The organism is Pseudomonas sp. OV226 (assembly GCF_003148705.1).
GTDB lineage: Bacteria > Pseudomonadota > Gammaproteobacteria > Pseudomonadales > Pseudomonadaceae > Aquipseudomonas.
Genome location: NZ_QGGS01000023.1, coordinates 1 through 19,264, shown reverse-complemented (window position 1 = coordinate 19,264; position 19,264 = coordinate 1). Strand labels below are relative to the sequence as shown.

Sequence of the window (19,264 nt, the reverse complement as noted above, 5' to 3'; positions counted from 1 at the left end):
CGCCAGTAACATCGCGCCCCGGCCAGTGCTTGGGTACAATTCCACGCTAATTTGATCGAGTATCAGGAACACTACATGATCGCTTGCCTGCGGCTGTTCACTGCCCTCTGCCTCGCTGCCTTGCTGGCGGCTTGCGCCAGCTCGCCCTCCTCCAGCCTTGGCGAACTTCCACGGACCCCGGATGCCAGCATCGAGCAACTGCTCGATCAGGCCAACCAAAGCAAGGACCCGGAAAAAGCCGCCCTGCTACGCCTGAGCGCTGCTGACCAGGCCTACCGTCAGGGGAATGCCGGTCAATCCGCGCAAATCCTGCAACAGGTCCCGGTCGAGCAACTCAAGCCAGGCCCACAAGTTTTCGCCAGTACCCTGGCGGCAGAACTGGCGATGGTGCGCAATCAGCCCAAAGCAGCGCTGACTGCCTTGAGCCATCCGAGCCTGCAATACCTGGGAGAGCTGCCAGCCGAACAGCAAGTTCGCACTGGCACTGTTCACGCCCGCGCCCTTGAAGCGGATGGCCAGACCCTGGCTGCCGCACGGGAGCGTATTTTCATCGCGCCGATGCTGAGTGGTGAAGCGGCCAGCAAAAACCACGAAGCGATCTGGACCCTGATTGCCTCCCTGCCTACCGACCAATTGCAGCCAAACACCTCCGACGACCTCGGCGGCTGGATGGGCCTGGCATTGGCTGTGAAAACAGCCGGGACGCTGGAGCAACAGCAAGCCGCAATCGATAACTGGCGCGCCCAGAACCCGAAACACCCGGCCGCCGTACATCTGCCGCTGGCACTGACCAACCTCAAGCAACTGGCCAGCCAACCGCTGAACAAGATCGGCCTGCTGCTGCCACAAGACGGTCCGCTGGCATCGGTCGGCAAAGCGTTGCGTGAAGGCTTCATGGCGGCTCACTACCAGGCCCAACAATCCGGGCAGAAGCCACCGGCCATCGAGTTTTATGACAGCTCGAAGCTGACGTCGATGGACGAGTTCTACCGCAAGGCCCAGGCCGATGGCGTGCAACTGGTGATCGGCCCGCTGGAAAAACCACTGGTTAAACAACTCAGCGCTCGCCCGCAATTGCCGATTACCACCCTGGCACTCAATTACAGCGAAGGTGAACAAGGCCCGGCCCAACTGTTCCAGTTTGGTCTGGCTGCTGAAGACGAAGCCCGTGAAGTGTCTCGCCGTGCTCGCGCCGACGGCTTGCATCGCGCCGCCATCATGGTGCCGAAAGGTGAATGGGGCGACCGTGTACTGCGCGCCTTCAGCCAGGACTGGCAAGCCAACGGCGGCAGCATCGTCGCCACCGAGCGCGTAGACCAACCGGTTCAACTGGCCCAGCAAATCGCTGACATGTTCCAGCTGCGCCAGAGCGAAGGCCGCGCCAAAAGCCTGCAAAGCACTGTCGGCGGGCAGGTAGCGGCCCAGCCTTCGCGTCGTCAGGACATCGAGTTCATCTTCCTGGCCGCCACACCGCAACAGGCCCAGCAGATCAAACCGACCCTGAACTTCCAGTACGCCGGCGACGTCCCTGTCTACGCCACGTCCCACGTGTTCAGCGCCAGCGGCGACGTGAATCAGTACAACGACATGAACGGCATCCGCTTCTGCGAAACCCCGTGGTTGCTGGACGCCAACGATCCCCTGCGCAAACAGGTCACGGCTCAATGGCCACAAGCGGCAGGCAGCCTCGGCCGCCTGTACGCCATGGGCGTTGATGCTTACCGTCTGGCACCACGCCTGGGGCAACTCAAGGCCTTGCCGGACAGCCGCATCGCGGGTGAGTCGGGCAGCCTGGGGATGACTGCGAACCAACGCGTCGTGCGCCAGTTACCATGGGCCCAGTTCGTCAACGGCCAGGTTCAACGCCTGCCGGACACCCCGAACTGATGCCCGACAGGTCACGCCAGCAAAGCGGTAAAGATGCCGAGCGCCATGCGCTCGAGCATCTGCAACAACAAGGTCTGCGCCTGTTGGCACAGAACTGGCTGTGTAAACGTGGCGAGCTTGATCTGGTCATGCTTGATGGCGATACAGTAGTATTCGTTGAAGTCCGCTACAGAAAAAACACCCAGTGGGGTGGCGCGCTCGATAGCATCGATGAGCGCAAACGGCAGAAACTGATTTTCGCCGCACAGTATTTTCTTCAGCGCGAGTCGCGTTGGGCCAATTCCCCTTGCCGCTTCGACGTGATTGCCATCGTCAGCAACGTTGATCAGTTGAACTGGCTGCAGAATGCCTTCGACAGCTGATCGCATGCGTCACGAACCGGACACCTTTACCCAACATTTTTGCTCTTTGCTTTGCGGGCTGCACATTCATGTGCCAAGTAGCCGCGCTAATTAAGGTCACACAGATGGACATGCAATCCCGAATTCGCCAGCTTTTTCAGGCCAGTATCGACACCAAGCAAATGGCGATGGACGTACTTGCACCGCACATCGAGCAAGCCAGCCAAGTGATGGTCAACGCCCTGCTCAATGAGGGCAAAATGCTTTCCTGCGGCAACGGCGGTTCCGCCGGCGATGCCCAGCACTTTTCCTCGGAGCTGCTCAACCGCTTCGAGCGTGAACGCCCGAGCCTGCCAGCCATCGCGCTGACTACCGACAGCTCGACAATCACCTCGATTGCCAACGACTACAGCTACAACGAAATCTTCTCCAAACAGATCCGCGCCCTGGGCCAGCCGGGCGACGTATTACTCGCGATTTCCACCAGCGGCAACTCGGCAAACATAATTCAGGCAATCCAGGCCGCACATGATCGCGAAATGATTGTCGTAGCATTGACCGGTCGCGATGGTGGCGGCATGGCGTCACTGCTATTGCACGAAGACGTCGAGATTCGCGTACCGGCCAATGTCACCGCACGCATTCAGGAAGTTCACCTGCTGGCGATCCATTGCCTTTGCGATTTGATCGACAGCCAATTGTTCGGGAGTGAAGAATGACCCCTAATCGCCTAGGCCTATTGGCCTTGACCCTGTGCCTCGGCATCAGCGGCTGCACCTCGGTGGTTAATGCCAGCCGTGAAGCGCCGATTGAGGATGACCGTGGCACACGCACCTTCGGCAGCAAAATCGACGACTCCCTGATCGATACCAAAGTCGGTGTAAACGTCGCCAAGGCCGACCCGGCCCTGGACAAGGACTCACACATTGTCGTCACCAGCTTCAACGGCGTGGTGCTACTCGCCGGGCAGACACCTCGCGAAGACCTCAAGGTCAAAGCCGAACAGGCCGCTGCCGCTGTTCAACGGGTAAAAACCGTCCACAACGAATTGCAGATTCTGCCGCCCTCCTCTTTGCTGGCCCGCCAGAACGACGCGTGGCTGACCACCAAGATCAAGGCCCAGATGCTCACCGATGCCAACATCCCCGGCTCGCGGATCAAGGTTGTAACCGAAAACGGCATCGTCTACCTGTTGGGCCTGCTGACCAAACAGGAAGCCGCTCAGGCGACCAACCTGGTACAAGGCGTTTCCGGTGTACAGAAGATCGTGAAGCTGTTTGAGTACATCGACTGACATCCACCCTGCAAGGAGCACGACTTGCCGGCAATGGCGCCCTTGAAATCGCCATCAACCTGTAGGAGCACAGCTTGCTGGCGATAGCGCCTTCAAGATCGCCATCGCCGGCAAGCCGTGCTCCTACACGCAATAAAAAAGGCGATCCATCCGGATCGCCTTTTTTATTACTTCACCACTTTTAAACTGGGTCGACCACTGGGACGCGGCGGCTCGCTGTCGGGTGGCGGAAGATCATCATCCGGCTCGATCTCTTCCTCGTCTTCCATAGGCGATTCCAGATCGAACACCATGCCCTGGCCATTCTCCCGGGCGTAAATACCCAGAATCGATGCGATAGGCACGTACAAGGTGTGCGGCACACCGCCGAAACGCCCTTCAAAACTGACCGCCTCGTTATCCATGTGCAGGTGACGCACAGCTTGTGGCGACACGTTAAGGACAATCTGTCCGTCACTGGCAAAACCCTGAGGCACCTGCACCGATGGATATTCGGAATTGACCAGCATGTGCGGGGTGCAATCGTTGTCCACAATCCACTCGTAGAGCGCGCGGACCAGATAAGGTCGACTGGAGTTCATAGCGGCTCCTTAAGCCTTAGCGCATATCGCGTTCGACACCAGACAGACTTGCCTGGAAAGCCTCACGCGCAAACGAGCGCTCCATGTAATCAAGCAGCGGCTTGGCAGGCCGCGGCAGTTCAATACCCAAAATTGGCAATCGCCAGAGTATTGGCAATAGGCAGCAATCCACCAGACTTTGTTCCTCGCTGAGGAAAAATGGCTTGTCGGCGAACAACGGCGACACACCCGTCAGGCTTTCGCGCAACTCTTTACGAGCGACAACGCGGGCGGCTTCCTTGGTCCGCGAATCCAGGATCAGATCCACCAGGCCACACCAGTCACGCTGTATACGATGAATCAGCAAACGGCTGTTGGCACGCGCCACAGGATAAACCGGCAGCAAGGGCGGGTGCGGGTAACGCTCATCCAGATATTCCATCACCACGGTCGACTCCCACAACGCCAGGTCACGATCGACCAGGGTGGGCAGGCTTCCGTAAGGGTTCACCTCAATCAGTTTAGGCGGCTGACGACCAGCTTCCACGTAAATGATCTCGGCGCTGACACCCTTCTCTGCAAGTACGATACGCACTCGGTGGGAATAGTGGTCGGCGGGGTCGGAGTAACAGGCCAACCGATTGGTCACGCCCATGGCGGTCCTCCTCGCTTGTAGAAATTATCGAAAGCGGAAAAACGAGCGCGCCCAGAGGGCGCCTCCCGTAACGACTGGTTCACCAGGCTCGTTACACCTTCAGAGGCGCCCTTGGGCGCGCGCGATTAACAGCAATAGCTTGAAGCTTTATCAGTGCACATCTTTCCAGTATTCGCGCTTGAGCAAATAAGCGAATACGAAGAAGAATGCCAGGTACAGCAAAACGTATGTACCTATGCGCTGATGTTGCAGCTTAACCGGGTTAGCCGAGTAAGCCAGGAAGGTTACCAGATTCTTGACCTTCTCATCGAACTGCTCTTGGGTCAAAGCACCGCTTTTCGGCACGATGGTCAACTGATCGCACGCTTCATGGGTCAGCGCCGTACCGGTCAGAGGATCAAATTGCTTCTTGCCGTCTTCGACGATCTGAACCTGCTTGCAACCCACGACCTGACGGCCTTGCAGACCCGCCAGGACGTTAGGCATACCCACGTTCGGGAAGACCTTGTTGTTCACGCCCCATGGACGCGACGGATCTTCGTAGAACGACTTCAGGTAGCCGTAGAGCCAGTCAGTACCACGAACACGAGCCACCAGCGTCAGGTCGGGCGGAGCCGCACCGAACCAGGCCTTGGCGTCTGCCGGCTGCATGCCGATGCTCATGTGGTCGCCAATCTTGGCGCCCGTGAACACCAGGTTCGAGAGCATCAGATCATGGGGAATGCCCAAGTCATCGGCGACACGTTCGTAACGCTGGAACTTGGCGCTGTGGCAACCCATGCAATAGTTGGCAAAGGTACGCGCGCCATCCTGCAGGGCAGCCTTGTCAGAAACGTCGATATCGACCTTTTCCAGCTCGGGACCACCGTGTTCGGCCGCGAAGGACAGGACAGGCAGAGCAGCAAAAATCAGTGCAAAAAATAACTTTTTCATCAGCCAGTCACCCTTTCCGGAACCGGTTTGGTCTTCTCGAGCCTGGTGTAGAACGGCATCAGAATGAAGTAGGCGAAGTACAGGAAGGTGCACACCTGCGACAGCAACGTCCGCTCTGGAGTTGGCGCCAACACGCCCAGCACGCCCAGGATCACGAACGAAATGCAGAACACCCACAGCCAGATCTTGCTCAGCCAGCCTTTGTAGCGCATCGACTTGACCGGGCTACGGTCCAGCCACGGCAGGACGAACAGCACAGCAATGGCGGCGCCCATGGCGATAACGCCCAGGAGCTTGTCCGGAATCGCCCGCAGAATCGCGTAGAACGGCGTGAAGTACCAGACCGGAGCAATGTGCTCTGGGGTCTTGAAGGCGTTCGCCACTTCGAAGTTTGGCTTCTCGAGGAAGTAGCCGCCCATTTCCGGGAAGAAGAACACGATCGAGCAGAAGATGAACAGGAACACCACCACGCCGACGATATCTTTCACGGTGTAGTACGGGTGGAAGGCAATGCCGTCCAGCGGTACGCCGTTTTCGTCTTTGTACTTCTTGATGTCCACGCCGTCCGGGTTGTTCGAGCCGACTTCGTGCAACGCCAGAACGTGCAGCACCACCAGACCGAGAATCACGATTGGCAGGGCAACAACGTGCAAGGCGAAGAAGCGGTTCAGGGTAATCCCGGAAATCAGGTAGTCACCACGGATCCACTGGGTCAGGTCGTTACCGATGACCGGGATCGCACCGAACAGCGAGATGATCACCTGGGCACCCCAGTAGGACATCTGGCCCCACGGCAGCAGGTAACCCATGAAGGCTTCAGCCATCAGCGCCAGGTAGATCAGCATGCCGAACACCCACACCAGCTCACGCGGCTTCTGGTACGAACCGTAGAGCAAGCCACGGAACATGTGCAGATAGACCACGATGAAGAACGCCGAAGCGCCAGTGGAGTGCAGCAGACGCAGGATCGAGCCGTACTCGACGTCGCGCATGATGTATTCGACGGACGCAAACGCCTCTTCCGCCGACGGGGTGTAGCTCATGGTCAGCCAGACACCGGTGACGATCTGGTTGACCAGAACGAGCAGCGCCAGGGAACCAAAGAAATAGAAGAAGTTGAAGTTCTTCGGGGCGTAGTACTTGCTGAGATGGTCTTCCCACATTTTGGTCGCGGGAAAGCGCGCATCAACCCAATCCATGAACTTGCTCATCACGCTTTCTCCGTATCGACGCCAATGACAATGATGTCATTGGTCTCATAGGAATGCGGGGGAACTGGCAGGTTCAAAGGCGCAGGTTGCGACTTGTAGACGCGGCCAGCCAGATCGTAATGGGAACCGTGGCAAGGGCAGAAATAGCCACCTACCCAGTCCTTGCCCAGATCAGCGGGTGCCACTTCGGGACGGAAGGTCGGAGAGCAACCCAGGTGCGTGCAAATACCGATCAGCAGCAGAATCTCTGGCTTGATCGAACGCAGCTCCGGATCAACATATGTAGGTTGCGTGGAGTTCTTGGAATCCGGATCGGAGAGCTGGCCCTCGATCTTTTTCAGGTTCCCCAGGATTTCCTCGGTACGGCGGACAATGAAAACCGGCTGGCCGCGCCACTCAGCAATCATCTGCTGGCCTGGCTCGATTTTGCTGACATTCACTTTCACCGGTGCACCTGCGGCTTTCGCCTTGGCACTGGGAAACCATGACCCCACGAACGGGACCGCAGCCCCCACCGCTCCTGCAGCACCCACCACGGATGTGGCTGCTACCAAGAAGCGACGCCGGCCTGCATTCACGCCGTCATTGCTCATTCAGTCCTCTCCCATCAGCTTTGTGGCCTGTTAAATCAGGCATCTACTAAGTAAATCTATGTGCTTATAAAAATTTTGCCGAATGGTAATGAAAAGCCCCAATTCTGACAAGGTAATTACCGAGGGGCTCCACTGCCAAGCCTTGTAGTATAGGGGCTCTACGGATGTGGCAAGTTGTCACAGCGCAATTCTTTGATAATCGCACGCACAAAAAAACGCCCAGCTCCGTGAGGAAACTGGGCGTTCTTTTTTGAACGTGAAAGCGTATTAACGCTTCGAGTACTGCGGACGCTTACGCGCTTTACGCAGACCGACTTTCTTACGTTCAACTTCACGAGCATCGCGAGTAACGAAGCCAGCTTTGCGCAGAGCGCCACGCAGGGTTTCGTCGTACTGCATCAGAGCGCGAGTGATACCGTGGCGGATTGCGCCAGCTTGACCACTTACACCACCGCCGATCACGGTGACGTAGATGTCGAACTTCTCGACAGTCTCAGTCAATTCCAGCGGCTGACGAACTACCATGCGGGCAGTTTCGCGGCCGAAGAAATTATCCAGCGAACGGTTGTTGATGGAGATGTTACCAGTACCCGGACGCAGGAAAACGCGTGCGGTTGCGGTCTTGCGACGGCCAGTGCCGTAATTTTGAGTCGCCGACATAATGAACTATTCCGTTAAAACTTCAGTTCTTGGGGCTGCTGAGCAGTATGAGGGTGTACAGCGCCCGCATAGACTTTCAGCTTACGATACATGTCGCGACCCAGCGGGTTCTTAGGCAGCATGCCTTTGACCGCGGTCTCGATCACGCGCTCAGGGGCTTTAGCGATCAGCTTTTCGAAGTTGATCGACTTGATGCCGCCCGGGAAACCGGAGTGGGAGTAGTAGATTTTGTCGGTGGTTTTAGCACCGGTTACACGAATCTGCTCGGCATTGATAACGACGATGTAATCGCCGGTGTCAACGTGAGGAGTGTACTCAGCTTTATGCTTGCCACGCAGACGGCTCGCGATTTCGGTGGCCAGACGACCCAGGGTCTGACCTGCAGCGTCGACGACAAACCAGTCGCGCTGTACTGTTTCCGGTTTAGCAGTAAAAGTTTTCATTCTTTATAGCCTCAGGGGCCGCCCTGTAAATTAGACGGCGGATCTTACTGAATAGTGCGTACTTTGACAAGTCAAAGGCAGCCGGATACAGACGCTTTCGGGGGCTCGGGTCGGCGCGTCCGTTCAACGGCAAGATTCTTCGGCGGCGGCGCATCACTTCCACTGCAGAAAGAGGTGCGCAATTATGCAGATTGCGAAAAATAATTCAACCTGCTTTTATGATTGTTTTGCTCAAGGAGCACCCGATGGACTATCGCCAGCTAGGCCGAACCAATCTGAATGTGAGTGCCATCTGCCTCGGAACCATGACCTGGGGCGAGCAAAACAGTGAAGCTGAAGCCTTCGCCCAGATTGAACGGGCCAAAAATGCCGGGATCAATTTCATCGACACCGCCGAAATGTACCCGGTGCCACCCAAGGCCGAAACCTACGCCACCACCGAACGCTACATCGGCAATTACTTCAAAAGTCGCGGTGATCGCGCCGACTGGATCCTCGCCAGCAAGATCGCCGGCCCCGGCAACACCATCGATTACATCCGCGACAAGAACCTGCGCCACAACCGCCAGCACATCACAGAAGCCGTAGATGCCAGCCTCAAGCGCTTGCAAACCGACTACATCGATCTGTATCAACTGCACTGGCCCGAACGCAGCACCAATTTCTTCGGCCAATTGGGCTACAAACACAAGAGCGAAGCCAATCTCACGCCGCTGGAAGACACCCTCGAAGCGCTGGACGAGCAGGTCAAGGCCGGCAAGATCCGCCACATCGGCCTGTCCAACGAAACGCCATGGGGCACCATGCGCTTCCTCGCCCTGGCCGAAGCCCGTGGCTGGCCGCGCGCCGTGTCGATCCAGAACCCGTACAACCTGCTCAACCGCAGCTTTGAAGTCGGCCTGGCAGAAATCGCCATTCGCGAACAATGCGGCCTGCTCGCTTATTCGCCGCTGGCGTTCGGTTTTCTCTCGGGCAAGTACGAAGGTGGCGCGCGCCCACCGAAAGGCCGCCTGAGCCTCTACAGCCGCTTCAGCCGCTATTTCAATCCACAATCGGAAGCAGCGTGCAGCCGTTACGTCGCCCTGGCCCGTGAACACGGTCTGGACCCGGCGCAGATGGCATTGGCATTCGTGACCCAGCAACCGTTCGTCACCAGCAACATCATTGGCGCGACGACGATGGAACAACTGGAGAGCAATATCGCCAGCTTCGAGCTGAAGCTGTCGGATGAAGTGCTGGAGGGGATTGAGGCGATCCACAAGGATCACCCGAACCCGGCGCCTTGATGGATTCATAGATCCAATCGCGAGCAGGCTCACTCCTACAGGTTTTGCACAATCCCTGTAGGAGTGAGCCGGCTCCGGGCGGCGTTCCGACGATAGCGGTCTGATAATCACCGCAAGGTCAAAGCGACCGCGCAATAATCTCTTTCATGATCTCGTTGGTGCCGGCATAAATCCGCTGCACTCGCGCATCTGCCCACGCCCGGGCAATCGGGTATTCCCACATGAAGCCGTAGCCGCCATGCAACTGCACGCATTCGTCGAGCACCTTGCATTGCAGGTCCGTGCCCCAATACTTGGCCATCGCCGCTGTCGGCACATCCAGTTTGCCTTGCAGGTGCAACTCCAGGCAGCGGTCGACGAAAACCCGGCCAATCTGGATCTCGGTGGCCATCTCCGCCAGCTTGAAGCGAGTGTTCTGGAAGTCGGCAATCGCTTTGCCAAACGCCTTGCGCTCGCGGGTGTAGTCCAGCGTCCATTGCAACGCAGCTTCAGCGGACGCAAGCCCGCCGACGGCCACGGTGAGGCGTTCTTGCGGCAGTTCCTGCATCAGGTAAGCGAAGCCCATACCGGCCTGTCCCAGCAGGTTTTCCTTGGGGACACGAACGTCCTGGAAGAACAGCTCCGACGTGTCCTGAGCCTTCATCCCGACCTTTTCCAGACGCTTGCCCTTGTCAAAACCCGGTGTGTCGGCCTCCACCAGAAACAGGCTGGTGCCCTTCGCCCCGGCCTTTGGATCAGTCTTGGCCACGACAATCACCAGGTCCGCCAGAAAGCCGTTGGTGATGAAGGTTTTCGACCCATTGATGACGTACTCGTCGCCATCCAGCACCGCCGTGGTCTTTACCCCTTGCAGGTCGGAACCGGCACCCGGCTCGGTCATGGCGATCGCCGTGACCATCTCGCCCGACACCAGTTTTGGCAGGTATTTGTGCTTCAGCGCTTCACTGCCGTAATGCAGGATATACGGCGCCACGATGTCCGAATGCAGGGAAAAACCGATCCCGGTCAACCCCAGGCGCCCGACCTCTTCGATCACCACTGCGCTGTACAAAAAGTCGGCCCCCAGCCCGCCGTATTCCTCCGGCAAGTGCGAGCACAGCATCCCCGCCTCCCCCGCTTTATTCCAGAGCTTGCGGTCGATAAAGCCTTGTTTTTCCCATTGTGCATGGAACGGCACGGCTTCTTTTTCGAGGAACGTTCGCACGCTGTCGCGAAAGAGTTCGTGCTCGGAACTGAACAAGGTTCTGGGGATCATGCGGCACCTGTCGTTATTGTTAGAGGACTTGACCTCCAGAGACTAAGCCTCGCGTCCGACACAGGACACTGGACACATCCGACAAAAAATAAGACGATCCAGCCGTTTGATGACCACTTTCCCTTATAAAAATAAAGTTGAATTATGTCTAAGCAAGTCTCCACGCCCCTGCGGCGCGTCAGCATCCTGGCGATCGACCGGGTTTTCGCTTCCACCCTCATGCAAGCCAAGGATTTCTTCCATCTGGCCAGCCTGCGCTATGGAAAACAGCTGGGCCAGGGCCTGACGCCGACCTTCGAAACCCGTCTGGTCAGCCCCGATGGCAAACCGGTGAACAGCTTCAGCGATGTGATCATTCCAGTGGACGGCGGCCTGGAAAATGCCGATGTCATCATCCTCCCTGCCTTCTGGGACGACTTCGACACCCTCTGCAAACGTTATCCACAGGTCCTGCCATGGCTACGCGAGCAACATGCTCGCGGCGCGGTGTTGTGCGGCGAAGCGACCGGGGTGTTCTGGCTCGCAGAGGCGGGCCTGCTCAACGGCAAGGAAGCGACCACTTACTGGCGTTTCTTCAACGCTTTCGCCGAGCGCTTCCCACAGGTTCAGCTCAATCAGGACAAACACCTGACCGACGCCGACAACCTGTATTGCGCTGGCGGCACCACCTCGGCCTGCGACCTCTACATCTACCTGATCGAGCGCTTCTGCGGCGCCAACGTATCGCAAGCCGTGGCGCGGGACATTCTGTATGAAGTCCAGCGCAGCTATTCACCGGGGCGCATCGGTTTTGGTGGGCAGAAGCTGCACCAGGACGTGATCATCCTGCAGATCCAGCACTGGCTCGAAGACCATTTCGCCGACAAATTCCGTTTTGAAGACGTGGCCCGCGAACATGGCATGAGCATTCGCAACTTCATGCGCCGCTTCCAGACCGCGACCGGCGACAAGCCCCTGCATTACTTGCAACGCCTGCGCATCGAAACAGCCAAGGGCTTGCTGTCCGGCAGCCGCAAGAGCATCAAGACCATCAGCTATGAGGTCGGTTACGACGATGCGAGCTTCTTTGCGCGCCTGTTCCGTCAACACACCGAACTGTCCCCGAACCAGTATCGGCAGCAGTTTCAGCAAGCGGCGTAGTCTTCAGCGCACAAAAAAGGGCCTGCAATTGCAGGCCCTTTTTTATTTTCCGAATCGTCTTACGGCTTATGCGCCCGAGACAGGAATTCGTGGGACTGCATTTCCAGCAGACGGCTGAGCGTGCGCTGGAACTCGAAGTTCAAGCGGCCGCCGGTGTAGAGGTCTTTAAGCTCGACTTCGGCAGAAATGATCAGTTTGACGTTACGGTCGTAGAACTCGTCGACCATGTTGATAAAGCGACGGGCGATATCATCAGTGGTGACACTCATCTGCTCGACATTGCTGAGCAATACGGCGTGGAAAATCTTGCCCAATTCGATGTAATCGTTCTGGCTACGCGGGCCATCGCACAGTTCACGGAAGTCGAACCAGGCCACGTCATCGCAGGTGCGCACGGCACGGATAGCGCGATTCTCGATCATCAGCACGTCGTTCTCGACCGCTGCCGTGCACTCCGGCGTCAGCGCACGGAAGCTCTTGCGCAGGCTTTCCTGAGCGGCTTCATCCAGCGGAAAGTGGAACAGCTCCGCTTGTTCGAGGTGACGCAGACGGTAGTCGACGCCGCTGTCGACGTTGACGATGTCGGTGTTCTGCTTGATCAGCGCGATGGCCGGCAGGAAGCGCGCACGTTGCAGACCGTCCTTGTACAGACCGTCCGGCACGATGTTCGAAGTCGCGACCAGGGTCACGCCGTTCTTGAACAGTTCTTCCATCAAGGTGCCGAGAATCATGGCGTCGGTGATGTCGGAAACGAAGAATTCATCGAAGCAGATCACTCGCGACTCGTCGGAGAAACGCTTCGCGATGATGGTCAGCGGGTTCTTTTCGCCGCCGAGGGTCTTCATCTCTTCGTGCACACGCTTCATGAAGCGGTGGAAGTGAGTACGGGTCTTTTCCTTGAACGGCAGCGCTTCGAAGAAGGTGTCGACCAGGTAAGTCTTGCCGCGACCCACGCCGCCCCAGAAGTACAGGCCCCGGACCGGCGCCTGCTCTTTTTTGCCAAACAGTTTGCCGAGCAGGCCCGGTTTATTCTGCGAGGCCGCGACCAGATCGTCGTACAGGCGCTGCAAATGGCGCACGGCCGTTTCCTGCGCGGCGTCATGGAAGAATTCCGGGCGCTTCAGATCAGCTTGATATCGTTCTAGGGGCGTCATAATTCGTTAGCAAGGCAACAAAAACGGGCCGTCACTGTAGCGATGGCCCGTGGGAATGGCAATCGGCCCTTGGTCGAGCCGAGCCGCTGATTTATTCCTGAACCGGCGTCAGCGCGACGCGCAGGGCGTCGATGGCGATGTCGCGGGCCGAGCTGTCGGCGAACGCCGGGCTGTCTGCCACGCACTCGCCTTCCAGCCAGACGCTGAAGCTCAGGTCTTCGTTGCGCACGTCCAGAGGCTGGCCTGCTTGCAGTTGCTTGGTCACTTGGCCTGCGGTTTTGCCATCGGCGAAGTTACGCGACAACAACAGTTGCTCGCCATCGGCCGCCAGCAGACGGAAGCGGAAGCTGCCGTCGTCTTCGCGGAAGCTGACGAATCGCGCAGCCTTCGCGGCTTTCTTCTTGGTGGTGGCGGCGACTTGCGTCTGAGCCACGAAAGAACGCAGGCCGACCGCTTCACGCAGTTCGTGGAGGAACGGCGTCGCGACTGCACGGGCCTTTTTGGCGCCCACTTGCAGCATGTCTTCGAGGTCCGCCGGGCGTTCGATCAACTGGTGATAACGCTCGCGGGACTCGCCCAGTTCGCTGTCGAGCAGTTGGAACAAACGATTCTTCGCCTCGCCCCAACCCAGGCCCTGCAACAGTTCGCTGCGGAACTCATCAGACTGATCTGGCGTAGCAAACGCCTGGAACAGTGTGAACAGGTGCGAGTTGTCCGGGTCCTTGGCTTCACCCGGTGCGCGGGAGTCGGTAACGATCCGCGAAATCGCGTCCTTCATCTCTTTGGCGCTGCTGAACAACGGAATAGTGTTGTCGTAGCTCTTCGACATCTTGCGACCGTCGAGGCCTGGCAGCGTGGCAACGCTTTCTTCGATCAATGCCTCAGGCATGGTGAAGAATTCCTTGCCCTGACCGAACAGATGGTTGAAGCGCTGGCCGATGTCGCGGGCCATTTCCACGTGCTGGATCTGGTCGCGACCGACCGGCACCTTGTGTGCGTTGAACATCAGAATGTCCGCGGCCATCAGCACCGGGTAGCTGTACAAGCCCATGGTGATGCCGGCGTCCGGGTCTTCGCCGGTCTCGACGTTCTTGTCCACCGAGGCCTTGTAGGCGTGGGCACGGTTGAGCAGGCCCTTGGCGGCGACGCAGGTCAGCAGCCAGGTCAGCTCGGGGATTTCCGGGATGTCGGACTGGCGGTAGAACGTCACGCGATCCACATCCAGGCCACCGGCCAGCCAGGTCGCGGCGATTTCCAGACGCGAGCGCTGGATACGCAGCGGGTCATCGCATTTGATCAGGGCGTGGTAGTCGGCCAGGAAGTAGAACGAATCGGCATTGCTGTCACGGCTGGCGACAATCGCCGGGCGGATGGCGCCGGCGTAGTTGCCCAAGTGTGGCGTGCCGGTAGTGGTGATGCCGGTGAGGATACGGGTACGAGTCGTCATGGGTAATCGCTTGTCAGACTGCAATCAATTCGAAAGACGCGGCAGGATCAGATCCTTGAGATCGGTCAGCTTGCCATGAAAAAAGTGTCCGCATTCTGCCACTTTCAGCAGCTCATGGGGGCGATCGAGTTTCTCGGACCAGTCGTAGACGGCTTGCGGGTCGATCACTTCGTCGGTTTCCGGCTGGATCAGGGTCAGCTCGCCGTGTTGCGGCAGTTGATCCTGATCGCCCAGGCGCATCACCGCCGGCGCAACCATGAACAGGTGCTTGATCTGCTCCCCCTGCGCTTCCAGGCGCCCGCCGAGACTTGCGGCAACAAAACCGCCGAAGGAAAAACCGAACAGGGTCAGTGGCAAGTCAGGGCGCTTGGCCCGCAGCCATTCTGCGGCTGCCTGAGCGTCGTCGACCTCGCCGGTGCCCATGTCGTGCGTGCCTTCACTGGCGCCGACGCCACGGTAATTGAATCGCAAGGTAATCAAACCGGCGTCGCGCGCGGTGCGCTGCAGGGTCGAGACTACTTTGTTGAGCATGGTGCCGCCCTGCACCGGGTTCGGGTGGCAGATCAGCGCAATGCCGCGCGGCTGCTCGTTATCAAGATACAACGCTTCCAGTTGACCCACCGGGCCATCAATCACTACAGGGGTTTCGCGCATAAGCAAGGAAGGAACTCCGTGACCTCGAATCGGGTCGACTCGTCTAGCAAATTGTCTGTGCCAATCTATTGCGAGTGAATCGCGGTATACAGCGCAGGTTCGAGCCGTTAACGTAAAGCAAAGCCGTTTATAGAGGAAGGACTCGTGGAACACTCGCTCTTAGTTTGGTTGTTACCGACTCTTGCCCTGGTTGTGGGTGTCGCCATTGGATTCCTGATCGCTCGCCTGGTGCCGAATGCCGCGCCCAGCAGCACGCAACGTCAGCTGGATGACATTCAGGAACGTTTCGACAGTTATCAGAACGAGGTGGTCACCCACTTCAACAGCACTGCAAACCTGGTCAAAAAACTGACTGCGAGCTATCAGGAAGTTCAGGATCATCTCGCCGAGGGTGCCAACCGCCTGGCCCTGGACGAGCAGACTCGCCAACGCTTGCTGGCCGCCCTGCACGCCGATGCGACGACGGCCCCACGCGAGCGTCTGACGCCACCGCGCAATCAGGAGCCGCCTCGCGACTACGCACCCAAGACCCCGAACGCGCCGGGCATGCTCGATGAGCATTACGGCCTGAAGAAGTAATCAGGCTTCGCGCGACACAAAAAAGCCCGCCCGATCTGTTGAGGATCGGGCGGGCTTTTTTACGCCTGGGGTTCAGTCAGGTTGGTAAAGGGATTGCGCTTATTGCACGGCACCATACTGCTGACCCGGGATCGCCTTCAAGTTGACTTCAACGCGACGGTTCTGTGCCCGACCGTTGACATCACTGTTACTGGCAATCGGGCTATCCGGGCCGGCACCGCGAGCCGAGAGGTTGGCACCGCTCACACCTTGCGAAGTCAGGTAGGTCGCCACGCTCTGGGCACGACGCTGGGACAGGTCCATGTTGTGCTGACGTGCACCGGTGCTGTCGGTGTAGCCGACAATCTCGATCTGGTTCTGGTTGAACTCTTTGAGCGAGCCCGCCAGGTTGTTCAACGGCTGATAGAAGCTTGGGGCAATGTTCGCCGAATCGGTCGCGAACGTGATGTTACCCGGCATGATCAGTTTGATCTGGTCCCCCTGGCGCTGCACTTCAACCCCGGTGTTGGCCATGCTGGCACGCAGCTTCTTCTCTTGCTGGTCGGCGTAGTAGCCATAACCGGCGGCGGAAGCACCCACCACTGCTGCGCCGATCAACGCGCCCTTGCCACGGTTATCGTGGTTGATGGCGGCACCCGCCAAAGCGCCGGCCAAGGCACCGAGACCGCCGTACTTGGCGGTTTTGCTCATGCCTTGGGAACCGCTATCGGCCTGACCCTGGCTTTGACCATTGTAAGGGTTGGGCGAGGCGCAGCCGGACAGCAAGGCCACTGCGGTAGCGACAATAATCAAACGACGCGTGGTGAACATTAAGAGCTCCTACTTTTTTGCATTCTGTGGTGCAACGGACTTAAGCATTGGACCTTTGCGGGCGTTGGATCGCCTCACCGGTCAAAAATTCCCTGTGTTACAAATCAGGCCCGCACAAACGGATTTTCGCGCATTTCATCACCCAAGCGCGTGTCCGGACCATGGCCGGTCACCACCGTCGCGTCTTCGTCGAGGGTATACAGCCGCTGCTTGATCGACCGCACGATGGTCGCCTGATCGCCTCCCCACAAATCCGTGCGCCCGACTCCGCGACGGAACAACGTGTCACCGGCAATCAGCAGCTTGGCCTCCGAAAACCAGAAACTCATGGAGCCTGGCGTATGACCCGGCGTGTGCAACGCCACGCCACACCCGCAGGCCAGTTCTTCATCATCGGCCAACCATCGGTCCGGCGATGGCACCGGTGTGTAAGGCACACCAAACATCTGACACTGCATCTCCAGGTTGTCCCAGAGGAATTGATCTTCTTTATGCAGGTGCAGGGTGGCGCCGGTTTTCTCCTTCAACTGACCGGAGGCCAGGAAATGATCAAGGTGCGCGTGGGTGTGGATGATACTGACCACCTTCAAGCCCAGTGCGTCGAGGCGCGCCAGGATCAGTTCATGGTTGCCACCCGGGTCGACCACGATCGCTTTTTTGCTGATCGGGTCGCCGATGATCGTGCAGTTGCACTGCAAAGGGCCGACGGGGAAGGTTTCGCGAATTAGTGCAGGGGTTGTAACGGTCATGGGAACTCGATGGCCTGTATCAGACAGTAGGCAGTCACGGTGCTTCAGGATTCTACGCCACTCGCCGATACAGTTCGCCAGGCCAATTACTTGACGTCAGCAAAATAAAAGTAGTGGCTAGATGATGTCAAACGCATCATTTGTGGTGCAAAATTGTTTTTTTGTAGCGGTCGCATTCAGGAAGGACCGCAGCGCACTCAGGAAATCAGCATGCCTTCTCCGACCGATTACGCTTACTCCACCTGGACAATGTTGACCGGCAACAAGCCTCTCGACAGCTTATTGGAAGGTGACTACTGGCTGGGCGCCTCCCCGTTTTACAAAGCAGGGGCACCGACCTTGCTGACGTACAGCTTTATCACCACGAATTCTTATTTTGCCCGCGACTACAGTCCTCACAATGAATACCTCAACGGATTCACGCTGACGTCGGCCCAACAGGTCGCGGTAACCAGTGCGCTTTCCATGTGGAGTGCAGTCGCCAACATTCAGTTCACGCTAGTGCCGGAAAGCATCTGGAACGTCGGTGATTTGCGATTCGGCGGTTACATGGGCATGGACCCCAAGTTTGCCGCCTGGGCTTACTTCCCGGACCGAACGGCCGCTGCGGGGGATGTATGGATTGGTCCGAGTACAGATAACCCGTCCCCAGTGAAAGGCTCGTTCGACTATCTGACCTTTGTGCATGAAATCGGCCATGCCCTGGGGCTCAAGCACCCGTTTGAAGCCAGCGACGATAACAATACGATCCTTACCCCAGCCCTTGATGATGTCCGTTATACCGTTATGAGTTACAACGACTCGTACTCGTATCAACCGACCACCCCGATGTTACTGGACATTCTCGCCATCCAGAAATTGTATGGCGCCAACACCCAGTGGCAGATTGGTAACAACGTCTACAATTGGGCTCCCAATCAGTCCGTTTTTGAAACCATCTGGGATTCAGGTGGCGTCGATGCCATTGATGGCAGCAATCAGGCCTCGGCTGTACGAATCAATCTCAATGAAGGTGAGTTCAGCCAGATCGGCAAGGCATTCCTCAACTTTGATACCCTGACTTCGTTCAACGAAGGCCTGGCCATTGCCTATGGCACGAAAATCGAAAATGCAATTGGCTCAGCATTTGACGACACCCTGATTGGTAACGCTCTGGATAACTTGCTCAACGGCATGGCCGGAGCGGACACCATGGACGGCGGGGCCGGCAATGACACCTATATCGTCGACAACATCGGCGACGTCGTGATCGAACGCGGCACCTCGGTTTCGGAAATCGATAACGTCAACGCCTGGATCGATTACACCCTGGGTGCCAACCTTGAGTACCTCAACCTGGTAGGCGTTGCCAATCTCAACGGGACCGGCAACTCGCTCAGCAACCGCATCACCGGCAACGCCGGCAACAACCTCCTGGACGGCGGGGCCGGAGCCGACTTCATGGCCGGGGGCACCGGCAACGACACCTACATCGTCGACAACCTCGGCGATGTCATCAGCGAAACCAGCACCCTGGCTGGCGAGATCGACACCGTCCGCTCCTCGGTGACCTACACCCTGGGCGCCAACCTGGAAAACCTCACCCTCACGGGCACCGACAGCATCAATGCCAT

Annotated in this window: 21 protein-coding genes; 8 read left to right on the top strand and 13 right to left on the bottom strand. The window is 58.0% G+C overall.

What is annotated here, in order from left to right:
* The first annotated feature begins 75 nt into the window (after positions 1-75).
* The 4 genes from C7534_RS26290 to C7534_RS26275 all read left to right on the top strand — a co-directional run bounded on the left by C7534_RS26290 (position 76) and on the right by C7534_RS26275 (position 3,522).
* A complete protein-coding gene (locus C7534_RS26290) occupies positions 76-1,887 on the top strand; it encodes a penicillin-binding protein activator (protein ID WP_109787524.1) in 1,812 nt (603 codons plus the stop codon).
* Positions 1,887-2,249 carry a YraN family protein gene (locus C7534_RS26285; RefSeq protein ID WP_109787523.1) on the top strand — a complete coding sequence of 121 codons (363 nt, stop codon included), beginning with the start codon at positions 1,887-1,889 and terminating at the stop codon, positions 2,247-2,249. The genes C7534_RS26290 and C7534_RS26285 overlap by 1 nt, the downstream gene beginning before the upstream one ends.
* A 104-nt stretch (positions 2,250-2,353) precedes the next feature.
* Entirely contained in the window at positions 2,354-2,947 is a 594-nt protein-coding gene (locus C7534_RS26280) for a phosphoheptose isomerase (protein ID WP_046026706.1), read from the top strand.
* Positions 2,944-3,522 (top strand): BON domain-containing protein, encoded by a 579-nt coding sequence (locus C7534_RS26275; RefSeq protein WP_046026707.1) that lies wholly within the window; start codon positions 2,944-2,946, stop codon positions 3,520-3,522. Before C7534_RS26280 ends, C7534_RS26275 begins: the two co-directional genes overlap by 4 nt.
* A 167-nt stretch (positions 3,523-3,689) precedes the next feature.
* Here C7534_RS26275 and C7534_RS26270 read toward each other — a convergent pair whose 3' ends face one another.
* The 7 genes from C7534_RS26270 to rplM all read right to left on the bottom strand — a co-directional run bounded on the left by C7534_RS26270 (position 3,690) and on the right by rplM (position 8,577).
* Positions 3,690-4,103 carry a ClpXP protease specificity-enhancing factor gene (locus C7534_RS26270; RefSeq protein ID WP_046026708.1) on the bottom strand — a complete coding sequence of 138 codons (414 nt, stop codon included), beginning with the start codon at positions 4,101-4,103 and terminating at the stop codon, positions 3,690-3,692.
* Positions 4,104-4,119: 16 nt separating this feature from the next.
* The gene (locus C7534_RS26265) at positions 4,120-4,737 is read right to left on the bottom strand and encodes a glutathione S-transferase N-terminal domain-containing protein (RefSeq protein WP_007905304.1); all 618 of its coding nucleotides are present in this window, start codon (positions 4,735-4,737) and stop codon (positions 4,120-4,122) included.
* 150 nt (positions 4,738-4,887) lie between these two features.
* On the bottom strand, positions 4,888-5,670 hold the full coding sequence (locus tag C7534_RS26260) for a cytochrome c1 (protein WP_046026709.1): 783 nt from the start codon (positions 5,668-5,670) through the stop codon (positions 4,888-4,890).
* Complete coding sequence (locus C7534_RS26255; RefSeq protein WP_046026710.1) at positions 5,670-6,881, bottom strand: cytochrome b; 1,212 nt, start codon at positions 6,879-6,881, stop codon at positions 5,670-5,672. Before C7534_RS26255 ends, C7534_RS26260 begins: the two co-directional genes overlap by 1 nt.
* Positions 6,881-7,474 (bottom strand): ubiquinol-cytochrome c reductase iron-sulfur subunit, encoded by a 594-nt coding sequence (gene petA, locus C7534_RS26250; protein WP_046026711.1) that lies wholly within the window; start codon positions 7,472-7,474, stop codon positions 6,881-6,883. Before petA ends, C7534_RS26255 begins: the two co-directional genes overlap by 1 nt.
* A 267-nt stretch (positions 7,475-7,741) precedes the next feature.
* Complete coding sequence (gene rpsI, locus C7534_RS26245) at positions 7,742-8,134, bottom strand: 30S ribosomal protein S9 (RefSeq protein WP_002555064.1); 393 nt, start codon at positions 8,132-8,134, stop codon at positions 7,742-7,744.
* Between the two features lie 14 nt (positions 8,135-8,148).
* Complete coding sequence (gene rplM / locus C7534_RS26240; RefSeq protein ID WP_007905295.1) at positions 8,149-8,577, bottom strand: 50S ribosomal protein L13; 429 nt, start codon at positions 8,575-8,577, stop codon at positions 8,149-8,151.
* Between the two features lie 245 nt (positions 8,578-8,822).
* On the opposite strand from rplM, the gene C7534_RS26235 reads away from it, so the two are divergent.
* Positions 8,823-9,863 carry an NADP(H)-dependent aldo-keto reductase gene (locus tag C7534_RS26235; RefSeq protein ID WP_046026712.1) on the top strand — a complete coding sequence of 347 codons (1,041 nt, stop codon included), beginning with the start codon at positions 8,823-8,825 and terminating at the stop codon, positions 9,861-9,863.
* A 118-nt stretch (positions 9,864-9,981) separates the two neighbouring features.
* On the opposite strand, the gene C7534_RS26230 is transcribed toward C7534_RS26235, so the two are convergent.
* Complete coding sequence (locus C7534_RS26230; protein WP_109787522.1) at positions 9,982-11,118, bottom strand: acyl-CoA dehydrogenase family protein; 1,137 nt, start codon at positions 11,116-11,118, stop codon at positions 9,982-9,984.
* A 243-nt stretch (positions 11,119-11,361) separates the two neighbouring features.
* Between C7534_RS26230 and C7534_RS26225 the strand changes: the two genes are divergently transcribed.
* On the top strand, positions 11,362-12,258 hold the full coding sequence (locus C7534_RS26225) for a GlxA family transcriptional regulator (RefSeq protein WP_175649035.1): 897 nt from the start codon (positions 11,362-11,364) through the stop codon (positions 12,256-12,258).
* 59 nt (positions 12,259-12,317) lie between these two features.
* On the opposite strand, the gene zapE is transcribed toward C7534_RS26225, so the two are convergent.
* From zapE to C7534_RS26210, 3 genes are all read right to left on the bottom strand, one after another.
* Positions 12,318-13,412 carry a cell division protein ZapE gene (zapE, locus tag C7534_RS26220; protein WP_109787521.1) on the bottom strand — a complete coding sequence of 365 codons (1,095 nt, stop codon included), beginning with the start codon at positions 13,410-13,412 and terminating at the stop codon, positions 12,318-12,320.
* Between the two features lie 91 nt (positions 13,413-13,503).
* The gene (locus C7534_RS26215) at positions 13,504-14,859 is read right to left on the bottom strand and encodes a tryptophan--tRNA ligase (RefSeq protein ID WP_109787520.1); all 1,356 of its coding nucleotides are present in this window, start codon (positions 14,857-14,859) and stop codon (positions 13,504-13,506) included.
* A gap of 24 nt (positions 14,860-14,883) precedes the next feature.
* Positions 14,884-15,513 (bottom strand): alpha/beta hydrolase, encoded by a 630-nt coding sequence (locus C7534_RS26210; protein WP_109787519.1) that lies wholly within the window; start codon positions 15,511-15,513, stop codon positions 14,884-14,886.
* Positions 15,514-15,657: 144 nt separating this feature from the next.
* Between C7534_RS26210 and C7534_RS26205 the strand changes: the two genes are divergently transcribed.
* Positions 15,658-16,092, top strand: coding sequence for a YhcB family protein (locus tag C7534_RS26205; RefSeq protein ID WP_109787518.1), 435 nt, complete (start codon positions 15,658-15,660; stop codon positions 16,090-16,092).
* A gap of 99 nt (positions 16,093-16,191) precedes the next feature.
* On the opposite strand, the gene C7534_RS26200 is transcribed toward C7534_RS26205, so the two are convergent.
* Both C7534_RS26200 and C7534_RS26195 read right to left on the bottom strand, forming a co-directional pair.
* Positions 16,192-16,902, bottom strand: a complete 711-nt coding sequence (locus C7534_RS26200) for an OmpA family protein (protein ID WP_109787517.1) — start codon at positions 16,900-16,902, stop codon at positions 16,192-16,194.
* Positions 16,903-17,006: 104 nt separating this feature from the next.
* On the bottom strand, positions 17,007-17,651 hold the full coding sequence (locus tag C7534_RS26195) for an MBL fold metallo-hydrolase (RefSeq protein WP_046026720.1): 645 nt from the start codon (positions 17,649-17,651) through the stop codon (positions 17,007-17,009).
* A 210-nt stretch (positions 17,652-17,861) separates the two neighbouring features.
* On the opposite strand from C7534_RS26195, the gene C7534_RS26190 reads away from it, so the two are divergent.
* On the top strand, positions 17,862-19,264 hold a 1,403-nt coding region (locus C7534_RS26190; RefSeq protein WP_177412279.1), incomplete at its 3' end, for a M10 family metallopeptidase C-terminal domain-containing protein.